Here is a 19,283-nt window from a genome sequence, read left to right as displayed (position 1 = left end):
GGTCGCCGCCAGCCGCCGCGTCGCAGGCACAAGGCGCGTCGAGCTGGAGATCGGCGGCGAGCGCCAGCGCGTCGAGATCGAGCTTCCGGTCGACCATCCCGCCGCGCAGAAGAGCCGCGTCGCCTTCAGGCCGCGGCGCTGGAAGCTTTTCCCGGGTGCTTGATCGCCGCGCCGGGCGTTATTCCAGCCAGTTCTCGACCTTCAGCTTCCCGATGCGGGCGAACTCGGCCGTGTTGGCCGTCACCAGTGTGGTACCTAACGCGCAGGCGTGGGCGGCGATGAAGAGGTCGTTGTGGCCGATGGTCTCGCCTCTGCCTTCCAGCTCGGCACGGAGCACGCCGTACTCGGCATCAACCGGCACATCGAGCGGCAGGACGGGAAGCTCGGCCAGCAATTCCTCGACCTTCTTGAGCAGGTTGGCCGATCCCTTCCTGGCGCAGCCATAACGCAATTCGGAAGCAACCACGATGCTGGTGCAGACGGCGGCGTCGCCCGCGCGCGCCATAGCGCCAGCAGCCTTGCCGGCCGGGTTTCGGATCATGTCGCTTATGATGTTCGTGTCGAGCATGAACCGCATCAAAAAATGTCCTCGGATTCGACGGGTCTATCCGTGATCTCGGGGAAGTCGTCCTCAGGACCGAGCGGAGGTTCTTTCGCCCATTGGGCAAGCAACGCCGTGAGACCTGATTTACGGACCGGCTCGATGACGAGGCGGTCGCCTTCGCGGCTGATCAGCACCTTATCCCCAGGGAGTTCAAACTCGACCGGGATTCGCACCGCCTGACTGCGGTTGTTGCGGAATAGTTTTGCTTCCTTCGGCGGCGTTGCGCGGTGGTGTCGTGCCATGGGTCATTTCCTTGTATATGCCACATGTATATGCTGCGGCGTCAAAAGGCAATCTTTCACCTCCGAACGGGCCCAATCCGCGTCTTCTCTGGAAAGAAATCCTAACAACCGACTCTTCCGGCGATATCTTTTCTCGCTGCGGTACTATCGCGCCTCGCGCATGTCTGGCCGCACATGAGGGTCACGGTTATTCTCCCGCAATTCGTGGATTTTCCTTGGAGCCTGTTTTCATGAAGCGTCTATTGCTCGGCATCGCAGCTGTTGCCGGTCTCGTCCTCGCGTCCTCCCAAGCCTGGTCGGCCGACAAACTTTTGAATGCATCCTATGATGTCGGCCGCGAGTTGTTCGTCGACATCAACAAGGCCTTCGTCGCCAAGCATCCCGGCGTTACCATCGATCAGTCGCATGCCGGCACCTCCGCGCAGGCGCGCGCTATCGCCGAAGGCCTTGCCGCCGATGTCGTCACCTTCAACCAGGTCACCGACGTCGACTTCCTGGTCAAGAAGGGCCTCGTCTCGGCCGATTGGCAGAAGGATTTTCCGGACAACGCGTCGCCCTTCTATTCCCTGCCCTCTTTCCTGGTGCGCGCCGGCAACCCGAAGCACATCAAGGACTGGAACGATCTGGTGCGTGACGACGTGCAGGTGATCTTCCCGAACCCGAAGACATCGGGCAATGCGCGCTACACCTATCTCGCCGCCACCGCCTACGCCAAGGAGGCCTTCAAGGGCGACGATGCCAAGGTGAAGGAGTTCATCACCAAGCTCTTCAACAACGTTCCGATCTTCGACACCGGCGGCCGCGCCGCCACCACCACCTTCGTCCAGCGTGAGATCGGCGACGTGCTGATCACCTTCGAGTCGGAGACGCGCGGCATCCGCAAGGAATATGGCGACGACAAGTTCGAGCAGGTCACCCCTTCGGTCAGCCTGCTGGCCGAGTTCCCGGTGGCGATCGTCGACAAGGTCGCCGACGAGCATGGCAGCCGCGATCTCGCCAAGTCCTATCTCGACTTCCTCTACACGTCGGACGGCCAGGAGATCGCCGCCGAGAACGGCTTGCGGGTCCGCGACGCGACGGTCGCCGCCAAACACAAGGCCGACTTCCCGGACGTTCGCCTGCTGACGGTGGAGGAGGTGTTCGGTGGTTGGGACAAGATTCAGAAAGAGCATTTCGCCGCAGGCGGGCTGCTCGATCAGGCCTATGGCACCCGCTGAAAGGGTTCCACAATCAGGAAGCGCAAGGAGGCCGGCTTTGCCGGCTTTCTTCTTGTAAGCGGGGCCGCCCGAGTTCGCAGGGGAAATCTCGGTCCCAACGTGAAAAACGTTACGAAGAATCAACGCGTTTGTGCCTAAGCTGCACCGGCAAATTGTTGGGCCAGAGGGCGTTCGACGGTCAAACTGTCATGATTTGCACACAAACAACCGCCAGATGCAGGCGATTGGGGTTTGATGAATTGAATCGGGCATGCTGACCAAAAAAGGCAAATACGGCCTCAAGGCCCTTGTGCATCTTGCCAGCCTGCCGGCTGGCCAGCTTGCATTCGTCAACGACATCGCGGTCGCCAACAACATCCCGAAGAAATTCCTGGATGCGATCCTGGGCGAACTGCGCAATGCCGGCTTCGTCCAGAGCCGCAAGGGCAAGGAAGGCGGCTATCGCCTCGCCCGGCCCGCTTCCGAGATCAAGATCGGCCATGTCGTGCGCGTGCTCGACGGACCGCTGGCGCCGATCCCTTGCGCCAGCCGCACGCAATATCAGCGTTGCGAGGATTGCGACGAGGCGACATGCCAGGTCCGCCACATGATGCTGGAAGTGCGCCAGGCGATCGCCGAGGTGCTGGACAACCGCAGCCTCGCTGCCATGCGCGACGCCGACAACGACGATTTCCCGGCAGAGCTCACTTCGCAAATCTGAAACGGCTCGCCCTCGACAGAGGCCCCTTGGTTGCTTGTCTGCTTTCGACGCAGTAAAGCGGCAGAGCATGATCCCGACCGAAGGTCAGCGAACGCAAAAAGTGGGTACCGGTTTTCGGATAAGATCATGCTCCGTCTAAAAAGTGGAACGGGGCTCTGACGCATGAGGCTGCCTTGGCTTGGCAATTCCCGCAGGGCCAGCCGGCAGCCAACGTCGAACGATATCTATCATACCGAGATCACCGCCGACGTGCCGGTCCCGGAGCGCAACGAAACCGTTCGCTTCTTCAGCCGCAAGGTAATCCGCCCCGGAAAACTGCGCCGCTTCGTCAATCGGGACCTGCGCGAGAGCCTGCTGTCCTGTTTCTATCTTGGCGTCGCGGCGCTGCTGCCGGTCTCGTCGTGGGAACCCATCTGCGGCCGGGTGTCGGGGCTCCGGCGCAAGCGGCATTTCCGCAAGCAGTTCGCCCGCTACGACATCGCGGTGAAGGCGGTGCTCGGCGACACTGTCGACACGCGAAGAATGTTCGAAGCACAGCTTGCCGCCGTTCACCGCCGGCGGCTGACGCTTGCTGCGCATCTCGTTACCGGCTGGCGTTGGTCGCCGGCGATCCGCCTCGAAGGCCTCGAGGCTCTGCACCAAGCCCTGCGCAACGGGCGCGGCGTCATCATATGGTGCGACCAGTTCACGGCGCAGACGATCATGGGCAAGCGCGCCTTGCATGAGGCCGGCGTCGAGGCCCATCAGGTAAGCGCGCGGTATCACGGCCTTTCGCCAAGCGAATTCGGCTTGCGCGTCATCAATCCGCCGCTGGTCAAGGTCGAGAACCGTTTCCTGAAAAGCCGGATCGTCTTCGAGCGCACCGACGCCTATCAGGTCACCACGCGCGTCCAGAAGGTCCTGAAAGCAAATGGCGTGGTGCTGATGACCAACACCATCTATGCCGGCTCCGCCTTCGCCGAGGCCGCCATGGGCGAACGTGGCTGGACCCACCTCGCCTCGGCGCCGGCAAACTTCGCCGCACGCGCGGGTGCTGCGCTGTTTCATATGGCGACGATCGAGACGATCCCTTTCCGCCAGTACCGGGCTATCGTCAGCGAGTTGAGCGCAGGCACGCAAGCGCCCGCATTGCCGGCGGGGGACAAAGCGGCGAAGAACCTTGCGGTCCAGGCGGGATACATCCTCTCGAAACGCGACCATATGCTGGAAACGCTCAAACTCTGTCCGGAGCAGATGATGGCCTGGTCGAGCGCCACGCGGCTGACCGAGCGGCCAACCGAGGCCGCAATCGGCAATGACGGCGCCTGAATCCCCCGAACTGTTCTAACCAGCAATCTCTTTCAAGATATCGCCAACACTTCGCGTCCCGTCGGCCGTCACCGCCCGCTCGTCCGCGGCAGGCTCTTCCAGCGTGGCGAACTGGCTGTCGACCAGGCTTGCGGGCATGAAATGGCCCTTGCGATTGGCGACCCGTCGCCAGGCGGTCTCGCGATCGATCTTGAGGTAGAGGAAGACGACCTCCGGACAAAAGCGGCTCAGCCTGTCGCGATAGGTCCGCTTCAGCGCCGAGCATGCCGCCACCGCTTTCCGCCCATCGGCAACGGAACTCGCGATGCGCGCGCCGATGGCGTCGAGCCAGCCCTCGCGCAGCGCATCCGTCAGCGGCTCGCCGCGCGCCATGCGCGCCACATTCTCCGGAGGATGCAGCCGGTCGCCTTCGATGAAGTCGGCGCCGAGAGCCCCGGCAAGCGCTTCGCCGACGGCCGTCTTGCCGCAACCGGCAACGCCCATCACGACGATGGCCGGCGCCGTCCGAAGATCGGTCATGCGAAGCTGCGGTCTTGCGCTTGCCTCATCCACGGTCAGCGGCTTGCCGGCGCGCGCCCGTAGAGCAGAAGCATGGCGACGATGACGACGCCATAGATGATCTGCCGCCCCGCCTCGGGCATCTGCATGACCGAGAGGATGGATTGCAGGAGCGTGATCAGGATCACGCCCGCCACGGTGCCGAGATACGAGCCGCGCCCGCCGAGGATCGACGTGCCACCCAGCACGACGGCGGCGATCGACGGCAGCAGATAGGCGTCGCCCATCGACTGCGCCGCCTTGGACGCATAGCCGGCCAGAAGCACGCCGCCAAAAGCCGACAGGCCGCCGGAGACGGCGAAGGCGATCAGCACGATACGGCGCGTGTCGATGCCGGAAAGATAGGCGGCGCGCTCGCGATTGCCGATGCCGTAGACGGCGCGGCCGAAGCTGGTGCGGGTCAGCACGAAGACCATCGCGGCACCGATCAGCGCCCAGATGATGACGGCGTTGGGAACGCCCGGGATGGTGAAACCGGTTGCCAGATAGCGCATCGCCGCCGTCGCCGAATCCTGTGGCGAGAAACCGCCCGTATAGACCACCATCAGCCCTTGCGCCACGGCATTGGTGGCCAAGGTGATGATCATCGAGGGAATGCGCAGATAGGCGACGCCGATGCCGTTGACGAGGCCGATCGCGACACCGCACAGGACCCCGAAAGGAATGGCCAAAGCGACGCCGACCGATCCGTAGGCGGCGGCCGCGCAGGCCATCATCGCGCCTGTGGCCACGGACCACGGCACGGACAGATCGATCTGGCCGAGCAGGATGACCAGCATCATGCCGGTGGCGATGACACCGAGGAAGGACGCGACCTTCAACTGTTGCAGCAGATATTCCGGCGAAAGGAAGCTGCGCGAATAGAGGCTGCCGAGCAGGAGCAGGATCACAATGCAGGCGAAGGAGGTGACAACAGCCGGATCGGCGCGTCGCAGAAACTTGGGCATGCGGCCGGCGATGCCGCCGATGGTCGTTTCGCTCACAGGAACCACTCCAGCCGGTTGCGCACCCGAAACAGCGCGAAAGCGCCGAGGCTGACCGCGATCAACAGGATAACGCCCTGGAACAGCGGCTGCCAGAGCGGATCGAAGTCGAAGACGAACAAGAGGTCGCCGATGGTGCGGAAGGCGAGCGCGCCGAAGATCGCGCCGATGGCGCTGCCCTTGCCGCCGAACAGCGAAACGCCACCGAGCACGACGGCGGCGATCGAGAACAGCGTGTAGGCGTTGCCGCTCGCATAGGCTGCCTCGCCCGTATAGGTGAAGAAGGTCAGGAACAGACCGCCGATGGCCGCAAGCAGGCCGGCAAGCGTGTAAGCCAGGAACTTTCCCCTGCGAATCGGCACGCCCGACATGTAAGCCGCCGTCTCCGACGAACCGGCCGCATAAGCGGCGCGCCCGAATTCGGAGCGGCTGAACGGCACCCAGACGACGAGCACGATGACGAGCAGCGCCACGAGGCTCGCCGGCACCACGCCGAAGAAACGCCCGGTCAGGAAATCCGCAAGGTCCTCATTGACCGAACCGCCGGGAACCGGCCGCAAAAGCAGCGCCAAGCCGAAAAAGACGGCGCCCGTGGCTATGGTGGCGACAATCGGCTGCAGCCGACCGTAGATGACGATCGCGCCGTTGACGGCGCCGCAGATGAGCCCGGTGCCGAGCACAGCCAGCACGCCAAACGCCGTCTCCAGGCCGGTGCCGATCACCAGCCATGAAGCCATGCAGTTGGTGAGCGTGAAGATCATGCCGACCGACAGGTCGATGCCTGCGGTGATCACCACCAATGTCTGAGCCATGGCGACGAAGGCCAGCAGCACGCCCTTGTTGGCCGCCGTCTGCACGACATTGGCGGTGAAGCCGGCCGGATGGTTGCCGCTGTAGATCGCGAACATGACGATGAAGATGCCGAAGGCCAGCAGCGTTCCGCGCTGCTCGGCCAACCAGTAACGCCAGTCCTTCACGCGCCTACTCCCTGCCTCGGCCCGGCACCTTCGCCATGGATGTTGAGCGCGCTGGCGATCAGCGCGTGCTCGGTGATCTCGGCGCCGACCAGCTCGCGCTTGACCGCGCCGTCATAGAGCACCAGCACGCGGTCGCAGCAGCCGATCAGCTCGTCATAGTCGGTCGAATAGAACAGGATCGCGGCGCCCGCGTCGGCCAGCTTGCGCATCAGTTGGTAAAGCTCCTGCTTGGTGCCGACATCGATGCCGCGCGTCGGATCGTTGAGCAGGATGATGCGCGGCTGCCGCATCAGCCATTTGGCGATCACCACCTTCTGCTGGTTGCCGCCGGAGAGCGCGCCGACAGGAATGTCGAGACCCGCCGTCTTGATCGCCAAGAGCCCGACCATGTCGTCGATCAGCCGCTGCTCGGCGACGCGATCGATGATGCCGCCTTTCGACAGCCTGTCGAGCGCCGCGAAGGACAGGTTCTCGCGCACCGTCATCGGCAGCATCAGCCCTTCGGTCTTGCGGTCCTCGGGGATCAGCGCCATGCCGATGCGGCCGTGGCTTGCCGCGGTCGGGCTGGCGATCGAAACCGGCTTGCCGTCGATCAAGATCTCGCCTGAAAGGCCGCGCAGCACGCCGAAAAAGGCAAGCAGCAATTCGCGCTGCCCCTGTCCGTCGAGACCACCGAGACCCACGACTTCCCCTGCCCTGACACTCAACGAGATATTGTCCAAGCGGTCGGCCCAGGAGAGGTTGCGCGCTTCGAGAACCGTCGTCGCGGCCGCATCTGGACCGGGTTTCGGCGGGAAGATATGGCTGTATTCGCGGCCGATCATCAGCTCGACCACTTCATTGTCGCTCTTCGAGCCGGCGGGGTAGCTGGCGACGTTGCGACCGTTTCGGAACACCGTGCAATGGTCGGCGAGTTCGGCGATCTCGTTCATGCGGTGCGAGATGTAAAGCAGCGCCAGCCCTTCCGAGCGCAGCCGCTTCAGCACTTCGAACACCTTGGCGACATCCGCCGCCGTCAGCGCCGAGGTTGCCTCGTCGAGGATCAGGATACGCGGTTTGCGGGCCAATGCCTTGGCGATCTCAACCATCTGCCGGCGCGACAGCGGCAGGTCCTTGACCAAGGCGCGCGGATGGATGTCGGAAGCTCCTGCGCGTGCCAGCGCTTCTTCCGCGATGCGCCGCTGCGCCTTGCGGTCGATCATGCCGAAACGCTTCGGCGGATCGGAAATGACGATGTTGTCGGCGACGCTCAGTTCCGGGATGAGCGACAGCTCCTGGAAGATGCAGACGATGCCGGCCTGATTGGCGGCCGCCGGTGAGGCGAAGCTCACCTCGCGGCCATCGAGCGTCATCGTGCCTTCGTCGGGCGCCACGACGCCCGCCATGATCTTGATCAGCGTCGATTTGCCGGCGCCGTTCTCGCCCAGAATGGCGTGGATGCCGCCGGCGGTGACCGTCAGGTCGGCCTTTTCCAAGGCCCGCACGCCGCCATAGCGCTTGGATATGCCTTCCATGCGGAAGAGCGGAGCCGCGCCGTCCATCAGCCCTCCCCGGCCGTTTCGTGTTGAGAACAAGGGGACGGTGCCGCGAGCTCGCCGCGGCACCGTCCGGTCAGACTACTTGTTTTCCTTGGTCTGGCCCATGATTTCCTGCGCGGTGAAATTGATGCCGCAGGTCGGGAAGGAATTGCCGACGAAGAAATTGTCGGACTGGTCCGGGAAGAAATCCTGGCCTGCCTTGAAGTTCGGATCTTCGACGATGGCCAGGGGAAGCTTGACCGACTGCGGCACGACATTGCCTTCGAGTGCCGAGATCGCGGTCTTGATGGCAACCGCCACCTGTGCGGGGCCGGTGCCGGCGGACGAGCATTTCAGTCCATCGGCAGCGTGCGCGGCGCAGAACTTGCGGAAGCCGTTTTCCGTCTCGCCGCCGAACGGCACGAAAGGATGCTTGGCGTCGATCATCGCCTGCACGATGCCGGTGTCGCCGCCCTGCCCCGTGATGCCGTCGAACGGTCCGCTGGTGGCGATGGCATCGGCCGTGGCCTTTTGCGCCACGCCGTCATCCCACTTGCCGACGACCTCCGTGACATTCCACTTCTTGCCCGATCCATCCAGCACCTCGTGGATGCCGTTGTGGCGATCGGTGTCGACCGAGGTGCCGGCAACGCCGCGCACCTCGAGCACTTTGCCGCCATTCGGCACATGCGCGACCAGCCATTTGCCCCAGAGCTCGCCCAGGCCCTTCTGGTCGACATTGACGTTGATGGCATCCTTCGTGTCGAGGATGTTGTCGAAGGCGACGAGCACGACGCCGGCTTCCTTGGCGCGCTTGATGACCGGCCCGAAGGCGGTCGGATTCTGGGCGTTGACGACGATCGCGTCAAAGCCCGAATCGATGAAGTTGTTGATCGCCGAAATCTGCGCCGGCACATCCTCACCGGTCGACACGACCTTGAATTCCTTGAGCTTCTTGGCGACATCCGGCTGCGCCGCGTAGGCCTTGGCCGTCTGGATCATCTGGATGCGCCAGGTGTTGGCGATGTAGCCGTTGGCAAGCGCGATACGGTAAGGACCGTCTTTCTTCGGAAACTTGAAAAACTGCGTGTCGGCCGCCCATGGCGCAAAGCAGTCCGGCTCTGCCGCGGGTCCCTTGACCACTTCAGGTCCGGCAATCGCCGACGAACCCAGCATGACGAATGCAGTGGCGGCAATGACACCGCCAACGAGTGACTTGATCATCGATATTCCTCCCAGTTGCAGTTCTGCTTGTGATGAATCCTGGCGCTCACGGTCGGCACCTCCGCCCACCACACACGCCCACAGGGACGACCACGTCGCCCTGATCCTCCTCTCCCCCTCAGCGTTCCTGGCAATTTAGAAAACTATCATATTATACATAATAAACAAGCAACGACTGTTGCTTATGTATAATAAACAGCCTCTGATCCCACCGAATGTCGATTTTACAGACAAATGGTAGCGCTACCATGATTAACTGTAAAGCGGTGCCTTCGACATTTTTCCCAGGCTCTTCAACGCGCGGTGCTCTCGCGCCGCATGAGCTCGAAACCGAGATCGACGATCCGCTGTTCCGGCCGGTTTCCGGTGATCGCCGCAAGCGCCATGGCGACGGCGCGGGTGCCGATTTCATAGCGGTGCGTGCGCACGCTGGTGATCGAGGGAAACGACACCTGCATCATGTCGAGATCGTTGAAGCCGACAATGCCGATCTGCTTCGGCACGTCGATGGAAGCGCGACGGCATTCGAACAGAACGCCGAGCGCGATATCGTCATTGTTGCAGAACACGCCGTCCAGCGTCGGCATCTTGGCCAGTGCGTCACGGAACAGCTCGCGCCCGAGGCTCACGCTTGACGGCACCGGGGTCGTGGTGACCAGCCGCGGATCGAACAGCCCGGCAGCCTCCATGGCGGCGCGGTAGCCGGCAAGGCGCCGCTGCGAACGCGGATCCATCCTGGCGCCGATGAAGCCGATCTTGTGGTAGCCGGCCTGCAGAAGGTGCTCGGTGGCCGTCCTGCCGCCGTCCAGATGCGAAAAGCCGACCATCATGTCGACCGGGTCCGGCCCGGTCTCCATCACCTGCACCACCGGGCAGCCGGCATTCTCCAGCAGTCGTCGCGCGCCGGGGGTCTGGTCGATGCCGGCCACGATCAGCGCCGCCGGACGTTGCGATCCGAAAACCTGCAACAGCCGCTCTTCCTCCAGGCCGGAATAATGCGTGTTGCCGATCTGGATGCGGAACGGGCTGTCGGAAAGACTGTCATAGATGCCGCGCACCACTTCGGCGAAGACGTTGTTGGTGAGCGAAGGCACCAGCACGCCGAACACCTCGGCGCGCGCCGAGGCAAGCGCGCGCGCGTTCGGGTCGGGCACGTAGCCGAGTTCGTCGACCGCTGCCTGGATCTCCCGGCGAAGGTCCTGCGACACCCGTCCGGGCTCGCGCAGCGCCCGCGATACGGTGATCGCGCCGACACCCGCCTTACGCGCGACATCGGCAATGGTCGGACGGCCGCCGCCGCGGCGGGAGCGCGGCTTGGTCAAGGGCGAGCCCCGTGCGGCAAATCCCGCCCGCTGCGCGCCCGCAATGCCATTGACCTTGGTGTCGCCATCTCGCAGTCCGCGTTCACTGGCCTTGGCGTCGCGCAGCCGCGATTTGTTGTCAAGCCGAGCGTATTCCCGGAAATGCCGGCACGCGCCGTCAGGCCACGACGATGACGCTGCGTCTTGCCTTCCAGAACACCAGAAGCATCACCAGGATGTTGAGCAGGTTCCAGGCAATCCCGTTCAGGAAGGCAGCCGAATAGGAACCGGTGAGGTCGTAGATCCAGCCCGACATCCAGCCACCGATAGCCATGCCGAAAATGGTCGCCATGATGACGATGCCCACGCGTTGGCCAGCCTCCTTGGCGGGCATGTATTCCCGCACGATGATCGCATAGCAAGGCACGATGCCGCCTTGCGACAGGCCAAACACCAGCGAGACAAAGTAGAGCGAGGCAAGCCCGTCGAAGGGAATGTAAAAGAACAGCGACAGGCATTGCAGAACCGAACCGATCAGCAAGGTCCTCACCCCGCCGATCCGATCGGCGACGAAGCCGGAAGCAAGGCGGCTGACCACGCCGGCGGCCATCATGATCGAAAGCATGTCGGCGCCATGCGCGACGCCATAGCCGAGGTCCAGGCAATATGCGACGATATGCACCTGCGGCATCGACATCGCCACGCAGCAGCCCAGACCAGCTATCACCAGCAGCATCTGAAGTGCCGCCGGCGACAATGCGATCGGCTGGACCGGGCGCGTGCCTGGCGAGCCTGCGACAACCGCTGGAGCACGCCGGCGCAGCATCAGAACCAGCGGCACCATCGTCGCCAGGCACGCGATGCCGATCGCCAGATAGGTGAAGCGCCAGCCCTCCGCCCGCATCAGCGGCGGTATGATCGCCGGCCAGACCGTTCCGGCGAGATAGCTGCCGGACGCAGCCGTAGCCACCGCAACGCCACGCCGGCGATTGAACCAGTGCGAGATGTCGGCGATCAGCGGTCCGAAAATAGCCGATGTCCCCAACCCGATCAGCAAGCCTTGGGCGAAGGTGAACTGCAGGATTGAACCGGAGAGCGACGCAAGCAGGAAGCCGGCAGCCAGCGCCGTTGAGGAAGCAAGCGCCGGGATCCAGTAACCGACACGATCGATGGCGCGCCCGACCAGCACATTGCCGGCAGCGAAGCCGACCATGGTCGCAGTGTAAGGCATCGAGGCCGCCGCGCGATCGACGCCAAACTCGGCCTGGACCGCCGGCAGAACGACGACCACCGCCCACATGCCGACGCCCCCAATGGTCGCCAGCAATACGGAAATGGCCAGCCTCGTCCAGGCATAAGCGCTGTCTATGCCCGGGGGCGCTGCATTGCTGGAGATCGTCGTCAAGGCGTTCCTGTCCGCTGTTCTCGAAGTCGGCGGTTCGCCTCCACTATCGGCGCATTTGCCGGGCCGAGCAGCGCCACGACCGGCGAATCCGTGGCACCAGAACCGGGAACCCCTCTCATTTCCTGGAGTTTTGCCTCAGAGCAATTCCAGGAAAAATGTCTAACGCTTTTCCGTCCGGAATTGCTGGAAACAAAGAGATGGAGCGGTTCGGCGGCAAACCGGTGAACCGCTCTGGCAAGGAGTTTCGCCATGACCGCAAAGAAGAAATGGTCGGCCGACGTGACCGAGCACAGCGATGCGCTGGATCTCGAGGAGCACGTCTTCGAATCCGACGACGCCAGGAAGATCGCCGCCTCGCTGAAGCGTTCGGCCGAGCACAGCGACCGCCGCAAGGCGGAGCCGTTCCAATCCGCCATGTCGATGCTGAATTTCTACATCAACCGCGCCGGCAGGAACCTGCCTGATGAGCGCAAGAAAGTGCTGGAAAAGGCAAAGGATGAGCTGCGCGTCGCGTTCGGCCGCGAGAAGCAGGATTAAGGGTTGCTGGGAGCGGCTGGCATCAGTTCCTCGACACAGGGATCTTGAAAGATTGCAGACTTGTCGGGGAACGCCATCCGTCGGGGCAGTCAACGCAAACGCTGGCGATGAGCTGGAGGCTTCTGAACCTCGTCATTCTAGGGCGGAGCAAGGAGCGAAGCGACGCGCGCAGACCCTGGAATTCATTCCGTTACCTGGACCGAAATGCGCAACGGTCCAGAATTTCTGCGACCGCCGCGGCGCTTCCAGGTCACGGCATGGATCCTCGGGTCTGCGCGCGTCGCTTCGCTCCTTGCTCCGCCCGTGGATGACGACCGCGATAGGCGTCTCGGCCAATCGCCAAGCGATGCGATCTGCCAACGCACGCATGGTTAGCGGTCAAAGTTTCTGTGCTGGAAAACTGGCCCAGTACAAGACCTTAACGGGACTCAATCACTTCGTCGGTATTCGCCAGCAGCTTGCGGACCGCGTTGCGCGCCGCATCCGGCCTCTTCAGGCGGATATTCCTCTCGATCGCCTCGTGCAGCTTCTGGACATGCTGCAGATCGTCCAATTCGCGCGTCGTGTAGGCGAAGAGATGGTCGAAGGCGGATTCGATCAGCACGCCCAACGGCACCAGGAGGTCGTTGCCCGAGGCCCGCAGGATTGCGAGGTGGAAGCGCGTGTCGGCGCGGGTTCGCTCCTGCAGGTTGGTGGCCTCGCCCATCTCGCGGCAGGCCTGGCTGATCTCGGCCATCTGCTCGTCGGTGCGCCGCATCGCCGCGAAGGCCGTCGCCTCCGGCTCGATGATGTGGCGGAATTCCTGCACCGTCTTCAGGAAAACCTCGCGATCCGGCGACGTCGCGTACCAGGCGAGCACGTCGCGGTCGAGAAGGTTCCAGCGTTCCTTCGGCTCGACCCAGCTGCCGATCTTCGGCCGCGACGCCAGAAGGCTCTTCGCCATCAGCATCTTGATCGCCTCGCGCACCGCGGAGCGGCTGACGTCGAAGGTCTCCGACCATTTCGCTTCATTGGGCAGGATGGTGCCCGGCGGATAGTCGCCGCGCACGATGCGAAGCCCGATCTCGCTGGCCAGAGAGGTGTGCACGCTGGCGCCGGGGATGCGTGGCGCGTCTGCCCGGCGGAAGCCGGCCGGACGCTCCGCGGCCGCCGTCTTCATCGGCTTCTTTTCGTTATTCGGCTTCGCGTCCCGCATAGGTCCACAAAATCCCGTTTTCAGAGCCTGTCAAGCACGGCAAACCCGCTTTGCCACAACCTGCTAAGATGTGCACAGATCACCCCGCTCTTGGCCTCGCCTTAGGCCGTTTTGACGTATTTGCGCCAGCTGTGCTCAGGTCGGAAGCCGAGCACGTCGCGCGCCTTGCGGTTCGAAAGCAGCGTTTCATATTCGCCGAGTTCGGCCTTGACTGGCACGCCCGGATAGAAGCGCTTCAACAGCTCCGCCGTCGGCAGGTCCGACGAGGTATCGTCATTGGCCGCGTTGAACACCTGGTAGCCAAGGCCGTCCTTCTCGATGGCGCGCAGGGTGATCTGGCCGAGGTCGCGCGCGTCGATGTAGCTCCAAGCGATGCGCTTGCGGAAGCCGGGATCGGCGAACCATTTCGGGAATAGCGAATATTCATGCGGTTCGATGACGTTGCCGATGCGCAGCGCATAGATGTCGGCGCCGCTGCGCATCGCGAAGGCTCGCGCCGTCTTCTCGTTGACGATCTTCGACAGCGCGTAGGAGTCCATCGGGTCAACGTCATACTCCTCGTCGAGCGGAAAATGCGTGGGATTGCGCGGCTCGTTGGCAAAGACCAGCCCGTAGGTCGTCTCCGAAGAGGCGATGATGACCTTGCGGATGCCGAGCTTCACCGCCGCTTCGATGACATTGTAGGTTCCCATCGCGTTGATGCGGAACACCTCGTTGTCCGGCGTGATCATGATGCGCGGGATCGCCGCGAAATGCACCACCGCGTCGACCGGCTGGGCCCTCAGCGACGGATCGAATTCGTGCAGGCCCATATAGCTCGACAGCGCGTTGAACACCTGCCCGCTGTCGGTGATGTCGGTGATCAGGGTGCGCACCTTCGGACTGTCGAGCGGCCTGGTGTCGATGTTGAGGACCTGGCAGCCATGTTCGACCAGATACTGAACGACATGCCGGCCGGCCTTGCCGCTGCCGCCGGTGAACATGATCCGCTTCGTCATTTTGCTCTCCACAAGGCTCGGGAATTATGTGTATTGTCAGACAATAAGGTATTCCGCAATCGCTTGCCAACCGCGATCCGCGGAAACCTTCTCGACAAATGCCCGCCGCGCGGGCGCGCCCAGCACCACGAAAGACAGGGAAGAGACGACATGAGCACCACCGCTGCCCGCGAGAATATCGGTTTCATCGGCCTAGGCCTGATGGGGCACGGCATCGCCAAGAACATCGTCGACAAGGGCTATCCGCTGACCTTCCTTGGCCGCAAGAACCGCAAGCCCGCGGAAGACCTTTTGGGACGAGGCGCCAGGGAAGCGGCCACCTCCAAGGAGGTGGCGGCGGCTTCCGACATCGTCTTCGTCTGCGTCACCGGCTCGCGCGAGGTGGAGGCGATCATCCGCGGCCCCGGCGGGCTGAAGGAAGGTCTCAGGAAGGGCTCGGTGGTCATCGACTGCTCGACCTCCGATCCGGTCTCGACCGTGGCGCTCGCCGCCGAGCTCAAGGCGCTCGGCATCGACTATGTCGACGCGCCGCTCAGCCGCACGCCGAAGGAAGCCTGGGAAGGCACGCTCGACGCCATGGTCGGCGCGCCGGACGCGGTGTTCGCCAGGTTGAAGCCGGTGATCGAGACCTGGGCCGGCCGCATCGTCCATATCGGCGACACGGGCGACGGCCATCGCATGAAGCTGCTCAACAACTTCGTCTCGCTGGGCTACGCCGCGATCTACTCGGAGGCTCTGGCCCTGGCGCAGAAGGTCGGCATCTCGCCGTCGCGCTTCGACAGCGTCATCCGCAACGGCCGCATGGATTGCGGCTTCTACCAGACCTTCATGCGCTGGACCTTGGAGGGCGACCGCGACGCGCACAAATTCACCATCGCCAATGCCTTCAAGGACCTGACCTATCTGGAATCGATGGCGGGCGCGGCCGGCATCGCCAACCCTCTCGGCAACGCCACCAAGAATTCCTTTGCGACAGCCCATGCCGCCGGTCCCGCCGAACAATATGTGCCGATGCTCGCCACCCATATCGGCAAGCTCAACGGCGTCGACCTGACGCCTTCGAAGGACGGCGTGAAGCAGAAGATCTGAGACCAGTTCCTGAAAAAGCGCGGGAGCGCCTTGTGGGCGCCCCCTCGTTTTTTCGACGGTTCCGATGCAGCCTACTTCTGGATGCAGGTGTCGGCGGTTTCCTTGGTGCATTCGTCGAGGCCGGTGAAGACCGGATCGTCGACCTTCTTGCCGCCGATCAGGTCGAGCATCACCGAAGGCGCCTTGTAGCCCATTTCGAACGGCCGCTGGCCGACCAGCGCGGTCACGAGGCCTTCCTTGGCGATCGCCACCTCGTCGCCAATCGTGTCGGCGGCGCCAATGACGAACTCGTTCTTGGCGATCTTGTCGGCCATCGGCTTGAACAGGTCGCGATAGGGCTGCGGAGCGCCGAACAGCGGCCAGCCGCCCATGATGCCGAAGGCGTCGAGCTTCGGGTTGGCGGCAAGGATGTCGGTCATCGCCTGCACGCCCTTGGCGCCGTCGTCATTGGTGAAGACCGGGCAGCCGGGTGCTTCGGTCCAGCCGCCTTCGCCGGCAAGTGCCGCGAGGCCTTCCTTGCCCGTCAGCGCGTCGCGCATGCCTTGCGCGCGGCGCAGGATGTTGTCGGCCGCCGGATTGCCCTCGATGGTGCAGATCGTGCCGCCATTCGGCTTGGCCTTCTTGATGTACTCGCCGATCTTCTTGCCCATCAGGTAGTTGTCGGTGCCGAGATAGGTCTTGCGAAGGGCGGCGTCTTCCTTGGTAAGGTCGGCGTCGACCGTCATGATCGGAATCGACGGATTGGCGCTCTTGATCGTCTGCGCGATCAGCGGCGCGTTGGACGGCGAGATCGCCATCGCGACCGTGTCAGGCTTGCTCAGCATGTCCTGCACGATCTGCGCTTCACCCGCCTCGTCCGAGGTCGATGCCGGGCCGGTATAGAAGCATTCATATTCCGAGCTGGCGTTTTCCTTGTTCCATTTCTCGCAGCCTTGATGGATGGCTTCGAAGAACGGATTGTCGAGACCCTTCACTACGATGACGAGCTGTTTCTTGGCCAAAGCCGGCCCGGCGCCCAACGCCATTGCGGCGACGGCGGCAAGCAAAAGTGTTTTCCTCATGTCAGTCCTCCCTTGAAACAGACGGACACCGCGTGCCCGCCACACCGATCAGACCGGATGCGCAAGAACGATGTAGAGCATCTTTCCAATGCTCGTGTTCCGGGCCGGACTGATAAGCATTTGCCGATCCGTTTGCGCCAATACTGCCGCAGCCGAATCCTTGATCGTCAAGCCATTTGCCCCTTCCGCCCTATGCGCGCTCGGTGGGCAAATTATTCCTCCGAGGCTAGCTAATATCGGCTTTTCGCCAACGGTCAATTCCTATTTGTCCTACAAAACCGATTTTTTGTCGAGTCTCGAAATTAATCGTCAGACAATTGATTGACGGCTTTGCCGGCTTTTGCCTAAATGCGTGTATCGCGCCGTTCGTGAGGAGATGGACGGGCGAAACGCAAGCGCTGCTGGCAAACCGGCAAACTGCTGCGTCAACATGGGGAGGCTTAAGGCTGGTGTCGGTTCTCGAACTCGCCAACATCTCGAAACATTTCGGCGCCATCCAGGCGGTCAACGACGTCTCGTTCTCGCTGGAGGCCGGCGAGGTCGTCGGCCTGATGGGCGACAACGGCGCCGGCAAGTCGACGCTGGTCAAGATGATCGCCGGCAATTTCCGCCCAAGCCATGGCACCATGCATCTGGAGGGCAAGGAGATTGTCATGCACAAGCCGGCGGAGGCCCGCCAGCACGGCATCGAGATCGTCCACCAGGACCTTGCGCTGTGCAACAATCTGACGGCCGCGGCAAACGTCTATCTCGGCCGCGAGCTGCGCCGCGGCATCGGCCCGTTCCGCATCCTCGATTATGCGGCGATGTACAGGCGCGCCGGCCAGCTCTTTGCCGAGCTGAAATCCGAGACGCGGCCGCGCGACCTGGTCAAGCAGATGTCGGGTGGCCAGCGCCAGGCGGTGGCGATCGCCCGCACCATGCTGTCGCAGGCCAAGATCGTGCTGATGGACGAGCCGACGGCGGCGATCTCGGTCCGGCAGGTGGCCGAGGTGCTCAACCTCATCCGCCATCTGCGCGACCAGGGCATTGCGGTGGTATTAATCAGCCACCGCATGCCCGACGTGTTCGACGTCGCCGACCGCGTCATCGTCATGCGGCGCGGCCGCAAAGTCGCCGACAAGAAAATCGCTTCGAGCTCGCCCGAGGAAGTCACCGGGCTGATCACCGGCGCCATCGAACAGGTGGCTTGACTCACGGATTTGAACGGGTGGCGTGACGCACGGTGTTCCGCGTCCCACCTCAGGAAAGGTCGACAATGGCAGTCACCCTTGACCAGACGATCGCGCAGAAGCAGCACACCTTCCTGTCGCGGCTCCTCGCCAACCAGACCTTCTGGGTGGTGATCGCGGTCATACTCGCCTGCCTGTTCCTGTCCTTCGCGACCGATTCCTTCGCCACCTCGAAGAACCTTTTCAACATCACCCGCAACGTCACCTTCGTCGCCATCGTCGCGCTCGGCATGACCTTCGTCATCATCACCGGCGGCATCGACCTGTCCGTCGGCTCGGTGCTTTGCCTGTGCTCCATGGTGCTCGCCGTCACCATGCATGCCGGCTATTCGATCGAGATCGGCATCCTGGCCACGATCGTAACCGCGCTCGCCATCGGCGCCTTCAACGGCGTGCTCATCGCCTATGTCGGCTTTCCGCCTTTCGTGGTCACGCTCGGCATGCTCTCGGTGGCGCGCAGCCTTGCCATGGTCGCCTCGAACAACACCGTGGTCTTCCAGTTCGGGCCGGACCACCAGAAGCTTCTGGCGTTGGGCGGCGGCGCCTGGGTCTTCGGCATCGCCAATCCGGTGCTCTACATGATCATCCTGGCGCTGATCACCGGCTTCATCCTGCGCTGGACCAAGTTCGGCCGGCACATCTTCGCCATCGGCGGCAATGAGCACGCGGCGACGCTGACCGGCGTTCCGGTCAAGCAGATCAAGGTCGCCGTCTACATGATCTCGGCGCTGTCAGCGGGGCTCGCCGGCATCATCCAGACCGGTTGGCTGGGCGCCGTCACCACCAATCTCGGCACCGGCATGGAGCTGCAGGTCATCGCCGCCACCGTCATCGGCGGCGCCAATCTTGCCGGCGGCGTCGGCACCGCGCTCGGCGCCATCGTCGGCGCGGCCTTGATCGAGGTGATCCGCAACAGCCTCGGCCTGCTTGGCATCAACGCCTTCTGGCAAGGCACCTTCATCGGCGGCGCGATCATCCTGGCGGTGCTGTTCGACCGCATCCGCAACTTCAGGCGCAGCGATTAGCTCCTATCGCCCAGTCTGAAAATCGGTCCGGACGGCCGATGCGAGTCGGCCATCATTCCCGCCCGCCTTGACGCAGCCGCACCCCCGCCGCACTATCCTCCGGCAGGCGA

20 protein-coding genes are annotated in these 19,283 nt (G+C 63.3%); 8 read left to right on the top strand and 12 right to left on the bottom strand.

What is annotated here, in order from left to right:
• On the top strand, positions 1-163 hold a 163-nt coding region (locus EOA23_RS09785), incomplete at its 5' end, for a TOBE-like domain-containing protein (RefSeq protein ID WP_189341564.1).
• Between the two features lie 15 nt (positions 164-178).
• Here EOA23_RS09785 and EOA23_RS09780 read toward each other — a convergent pair.
• Both EOA23_RS09780 and EOA23_RS09775 read right to left on the bottom strand, forming a co-directional pair.
• Positions 179-577, bottom strand: coding sequence for a type II toxin-antitoxin system VapC family toxin (locus tag EOA23_RS09780; protein ID WP_126060011.1), 399 nt, complete (start codon positions 575-577; stop codon positions 179-181).
• Positions 577-846 carry an antitoxin gene (locus EOA23_RS09775; protein WP_126060010.1) on the bottom strand — a complete coding sequence of 90 codons (270 nt, stop codon included), beginning with the start codon at positions 844-846 and terminating at the stop codon, positions 577-579. The genes EOA23_RS09780 and EOA23_RS09775 overlap by 1 nt, the downstream gene beginning before the upstream one ends.
• A gap of 230 nt (positions 847-1,076) precedes the next feature.
• Between EOA23_RS09775 and EOA23_RS09770 the strand changes: the two genes are divergently transcribed.
• The 3 genes from EOA23_RS09770 to EOA23_RS09760 all read left to right on the top strand — a co-directional run bounded on the left by EOA23_RS09770 (position 1,077) and on the right by EOA23_RS09760 (position 4,071).
• Positions 1,077-2,063 (top strand): sulfate ABC transporter substrate-binding protein, encoded by a 987-nt coding sequence (locus EOA23_RS09770; protein ID WP_127303771.1) that lies wholly within the window; start codon positions 1,077-1,079, stop codon positions 2,061-2,063.
• A gap of 250 nt (positions 2,064-2,313) precedes the next feature.
• Complete coding sequence (locus EOA23_RS09765) at positions 2,314-2,763, top strand: Rrf2 family transcriptional regulator (RefSeq protein WP_040970141.1); 450 nt, start codon at positions 2,314-2,316, stop codon at positions 2,761-2,763.
• A 162-nt stretch (positions 2,764-2,925) separates the two neighbouring features.
• A complete protein-coding gene (locus tag EOA23_RS09760; RefSeq protein WP_127303770.1) occupies positions 2,926-4,071 on the top strand; it encodes a hypothetical protein in 1,146 nt (381 codons plus the stop codon).
• Positions 4,072-4,086: 15 nt separating this feature from the next.
• Here the strand turns inward: EOA23_RS09760 and EOA23_RS09755 are convergent, their stop codons facing one another.
• From EOA23_RS09755 to EOA23_RS09725, 7 genes are all read right to left on the bottom strand, one after another.
• Positions 4,087-4,590: a gluconokinase gene (locus EOA23_RS09755; protein ID WP_245456425.1), complete on the bottom strand. Its 504-nt coding sequence runs from the start codon at positions 4,588-4,590 to the stop codon at positions 4,087-4,089.
• Positions 4,591-4,625: 35 nt separating this feature from the next.
• Positions 4,626-5,612, bottom strand: a complete 987-nt coding sequence (locus tag EOA23_RS09750) for an ABC transporter permease (protein ID WP_126060007.1) — start codon at positions 5,610-5,612, stop codon at positions 4,626-4,628.
• Positions 5,609-6,589: an ABC transporter permease gene (locus tag EOA23_RS09745; RefSeq protein ID WP_126060006.1), complete on the bottom strand. Its 981-nt coding sequence runs from the start codon at positions 6,587-6,589 to the stop codon at positions 5,609-5,611. Before EOA23_RS09745 ends, EOA23_RS09750 begins: the two co-directional genes overlap by 4 nt.
• Entirely contained in the window at positions 6,586-8,130 is a 1,545-nt protein-coding gene (locus EOA23_RS09740; RefSeq protein ID WP_127303769.1) for a sugar ABC transporter ATP-binding protein, read from the bottom strand. The genes EOA23_RS09745 and EOA23_RS09740 overlap by 4 nt, the downstream gene beginning before the upstream one ends.
• 75 nt (positions 8,131-8,205) lie before the next feature.
• A complete protein-coding gene (locus EOA23_RS09735) occupies positions 8,206-9,330 on the bottom strand; it encodes a sugar ABC transporter substrate-binding protein (protein WP_126060004.1) in 1,125 nt (374 codons plus the stop codon).
• Positions 9,331-9,623: 293 nt separating this feature from the next.
• Positions 9,624-10,652, bottom strand: coding sequence for a LacI family DNA-binding transcriptional regulator (locus EOA23_RS09730; protein WP_127303768.1), 1,029 nt, complete (start codon positions 10,650-10,652; stop codon positions 9,624-9,626).
• A gap of 157 nt (positions 10,653-10,809) precedes the next feature.
• A complete protein-coding gene (locus tag EOA23_RS09725) occupies positions 10,810-12,036 on the bottom strand; it encodes an MFS transporter (protein ID WP_127303767.1) in 1,227 nt (408 codons plus the stop codon).
• 249 nt (positions 12,037-12,285) lie between these two features.
• Between EOA23_RS09725 and EOA23_RS09720 the strand changes: the two genes are divergently transcribed.
• A complete protein-coding gene (locus tag EOA23_RS09720) occupies positions 12,286-12,573 on the top strand; it encodes a DUF3175 domain-containing protein (protein WP_127303766.1) in 288 nt (95 codons plus the stop codon).
• 418 nt (positions 12,574-12,991) lie between these two features.
• On the opposite strand, the gene EOA23_RS09715 is transcribed toward EOA23_RS09720, so the two are convergent.
• Positions 12,992-13,732 (bottom strand): FadR/GntR family transcriptional regulator, encoded by a 741-nt coding sequence (locus EOA23_RS09715; RefSeq protein ID WP_245474107.1) that lies wholly within the window; start codon positions 13,730-13,732, stop codon positions 12,992-12,994.
• 137 nt (positions 13,733-13,869) lie between these two features.
• Entirely contained in the window at positions 13,870-14,766 is an 897-nt protein-coding gene (locus EOA23_RS09710; protein ID WP_127303764.1) for an NAD(P)-dependent oxidoreductase, read from the bottom strand.
• Here EOA23_RS09710 and EOA23_RS09705 point away from each other — a divergent pair.
• Positions 14,692-15,855 (top strand): NAD(P)-dependent oxidoreductase, encoded by a 1,164-nt coding sequence (locus tag EOA23_RS09705; protein ID WP_348628559.1) that lies wholly within the window; start codon positions 14,692-14,694, stop codon positions 15,853-15,855. The two genes, EOA23_RS09710 and EOA23_RS09705, sit on opposite strands and share 75 nt — an antisense overlap.
• 71 nt (positions 15,856-15,926) lie before the next feature.
• On the opposite strand, the gene EOA23_RS09700 is transcribed toward EOA23_RS09705, so the two are convergent.
• Positions 15,927-16,916, bottom strand: a complete 990-nt coding sequence (locus tag EOA23_RS09700; protein ID WP_042637229.1) for a sugar-binding protein — start codon at positions 16,914-16,916, stop codon at positions 15,927-15,929.
• Positions 16,917-17,314: 398 nt separating this feature from the next.
• On the opposite strand from EOA23_RS09700, the gene EOA23_RS09695 reads away from it, so the two are divergent.
• The gene (locus EOA23_RS09695) at positions 17,315-18,109 is read left to right on the top strand and encodes an ATP-binding cassette domain-containing protein (RefSeq protein WP_245456745.1); all 795 of its coding nucleotides are present in this window, start codon (positions 17,315-17,317) and stop codon (positions 18,107-18,109) included.
• 65 nt (positions 18,110-18,174) lie between these two features.
• Positions 18,175-19,173 (top strand): ABC transporter permease, encoded by a 999-nt coding sequence (locus EOA23_RS09690; RefSeq protein WP_042637227.1) that lies wholly within the window; start codon positions 18,175-18,177, stop codon positions 19,171-19,173.
• Positions 19,174-19,283 lie beyond the last annotated feature (110 nt).

The sequence above is a fragment of the Mesorhizobium sp. M2A.F.Ca.ET.042.01.1.1 genome, assembly GCF_003997405.1.
In the GTDB taxonomy this organism is placed as follows: Bacteria; Pseudomonadota; Alphaproteobacteria; order Rhizobiales; family Rhizobiaceae; genus Mesorhizobium.
This window is presented reverse-complemented; position numbering and strand designations above follow the sequence as displayed.

Bases quoted from the DNA above. Each gene is read 5' to 3' on its own strand.
- EOA23_RS09780 (WP_126060011.1), bottom strand. From the start codon at position 577: ATGCGGTTCATGCTCGACACGAACATCATAAGCGACATGATCCGAAAC.
- EOA23_RS09775 (WP_126060010.1), bottom strand. From the start codon at position 846: ATGGCACGACACCACCGCGCAACGCCGCCGAAGGAAGCAAAACTATTC.
- EOA23_RS09770 (WP_127303771.1), top strand. From the start codon at position 1,077: ATGAAGCGTCTATTGCTCGGCATCGCAGCTGTTGCCGGTCTCGTCCTC.
- EOA23_RS09765 (WP_040970141.1), top strand. From the start codon at position 2,314: ATGCTGACCAAAAAAGGCAAATACGGCCTCAAGGCCCTTGTGCATCTT.
- EOA23_RS09760 (WP_127303770.1), top strand. From the start codon at position 2,926: ATGAGGCTGCCTTGGCTTGGCAATTCCCGCAGGGCCAGCCGGCAGCCA.
- EOA23_RS09755 (WP_245456425.1), bottom strand. From the start codon at position 4,590: ATGACCGATCTTCGGACGGCGCCGGCCATCGTCGTGATGGGCGTTGCC.
- EOA23_RS09740 (WP_127303769.1), bottom strand. From the start codon at position 8,130: ATGGACGGCGCGGCTCCGCTCTTCCGCATGGAAGGCATATCCAAGCGC.
- EOA23_RS09735 (WP_126060004.1), bottom strand. From the start codon at position 9,330: ATGATCAAGTCACTCGTTGGCGGTGTCATTGCCGCCACTGCATTCGTC.
- EOA23_RS09720 (WP_127303766.1), top strand. From the start codon at position 12,286: ATGACCGCAAAGAAGAAATGGTCGGCCGACGTGACCGAGCACAGCGAT.
- EOA23_RS09715 (WP_245474107.1), bottom strand. From the start codon at position 13,732: ATGAAGACGGCGGCCGCGGAGCGTCCGGCCGGCTTCCGCCGGGCAGAC.
- EOA23_RS09705 (WP_348628559.1), top strand. From the start codon at position 14,692: ATGTTCGACCAGATACTGAACGACATGCCGGCCGGCCTTGCCGCTGCC.
- EOA23_RS09710 (WP_127303764.1), bottom strand. From the start codon at position 14,766: ATGACGAAGCGGATCATGTTCACCGGCGGCAGCGGCAAGGCCGGCCGG.
- EOA23_RS09700 (WP_042637229.1), bottom strand. From the start codon at position 16,916: ATGAGGAAAACACTTTTGCTTGCCGCCGTCGCCGCAATGGCGTTGGGC.
- EOA23_RS09690 (WP_042637227.1), top strand. From the start codon at position 18,175: ATGGCAGTCACCCTTGACCAGACGATCGCGCAGAAGCAGCACACCTTC.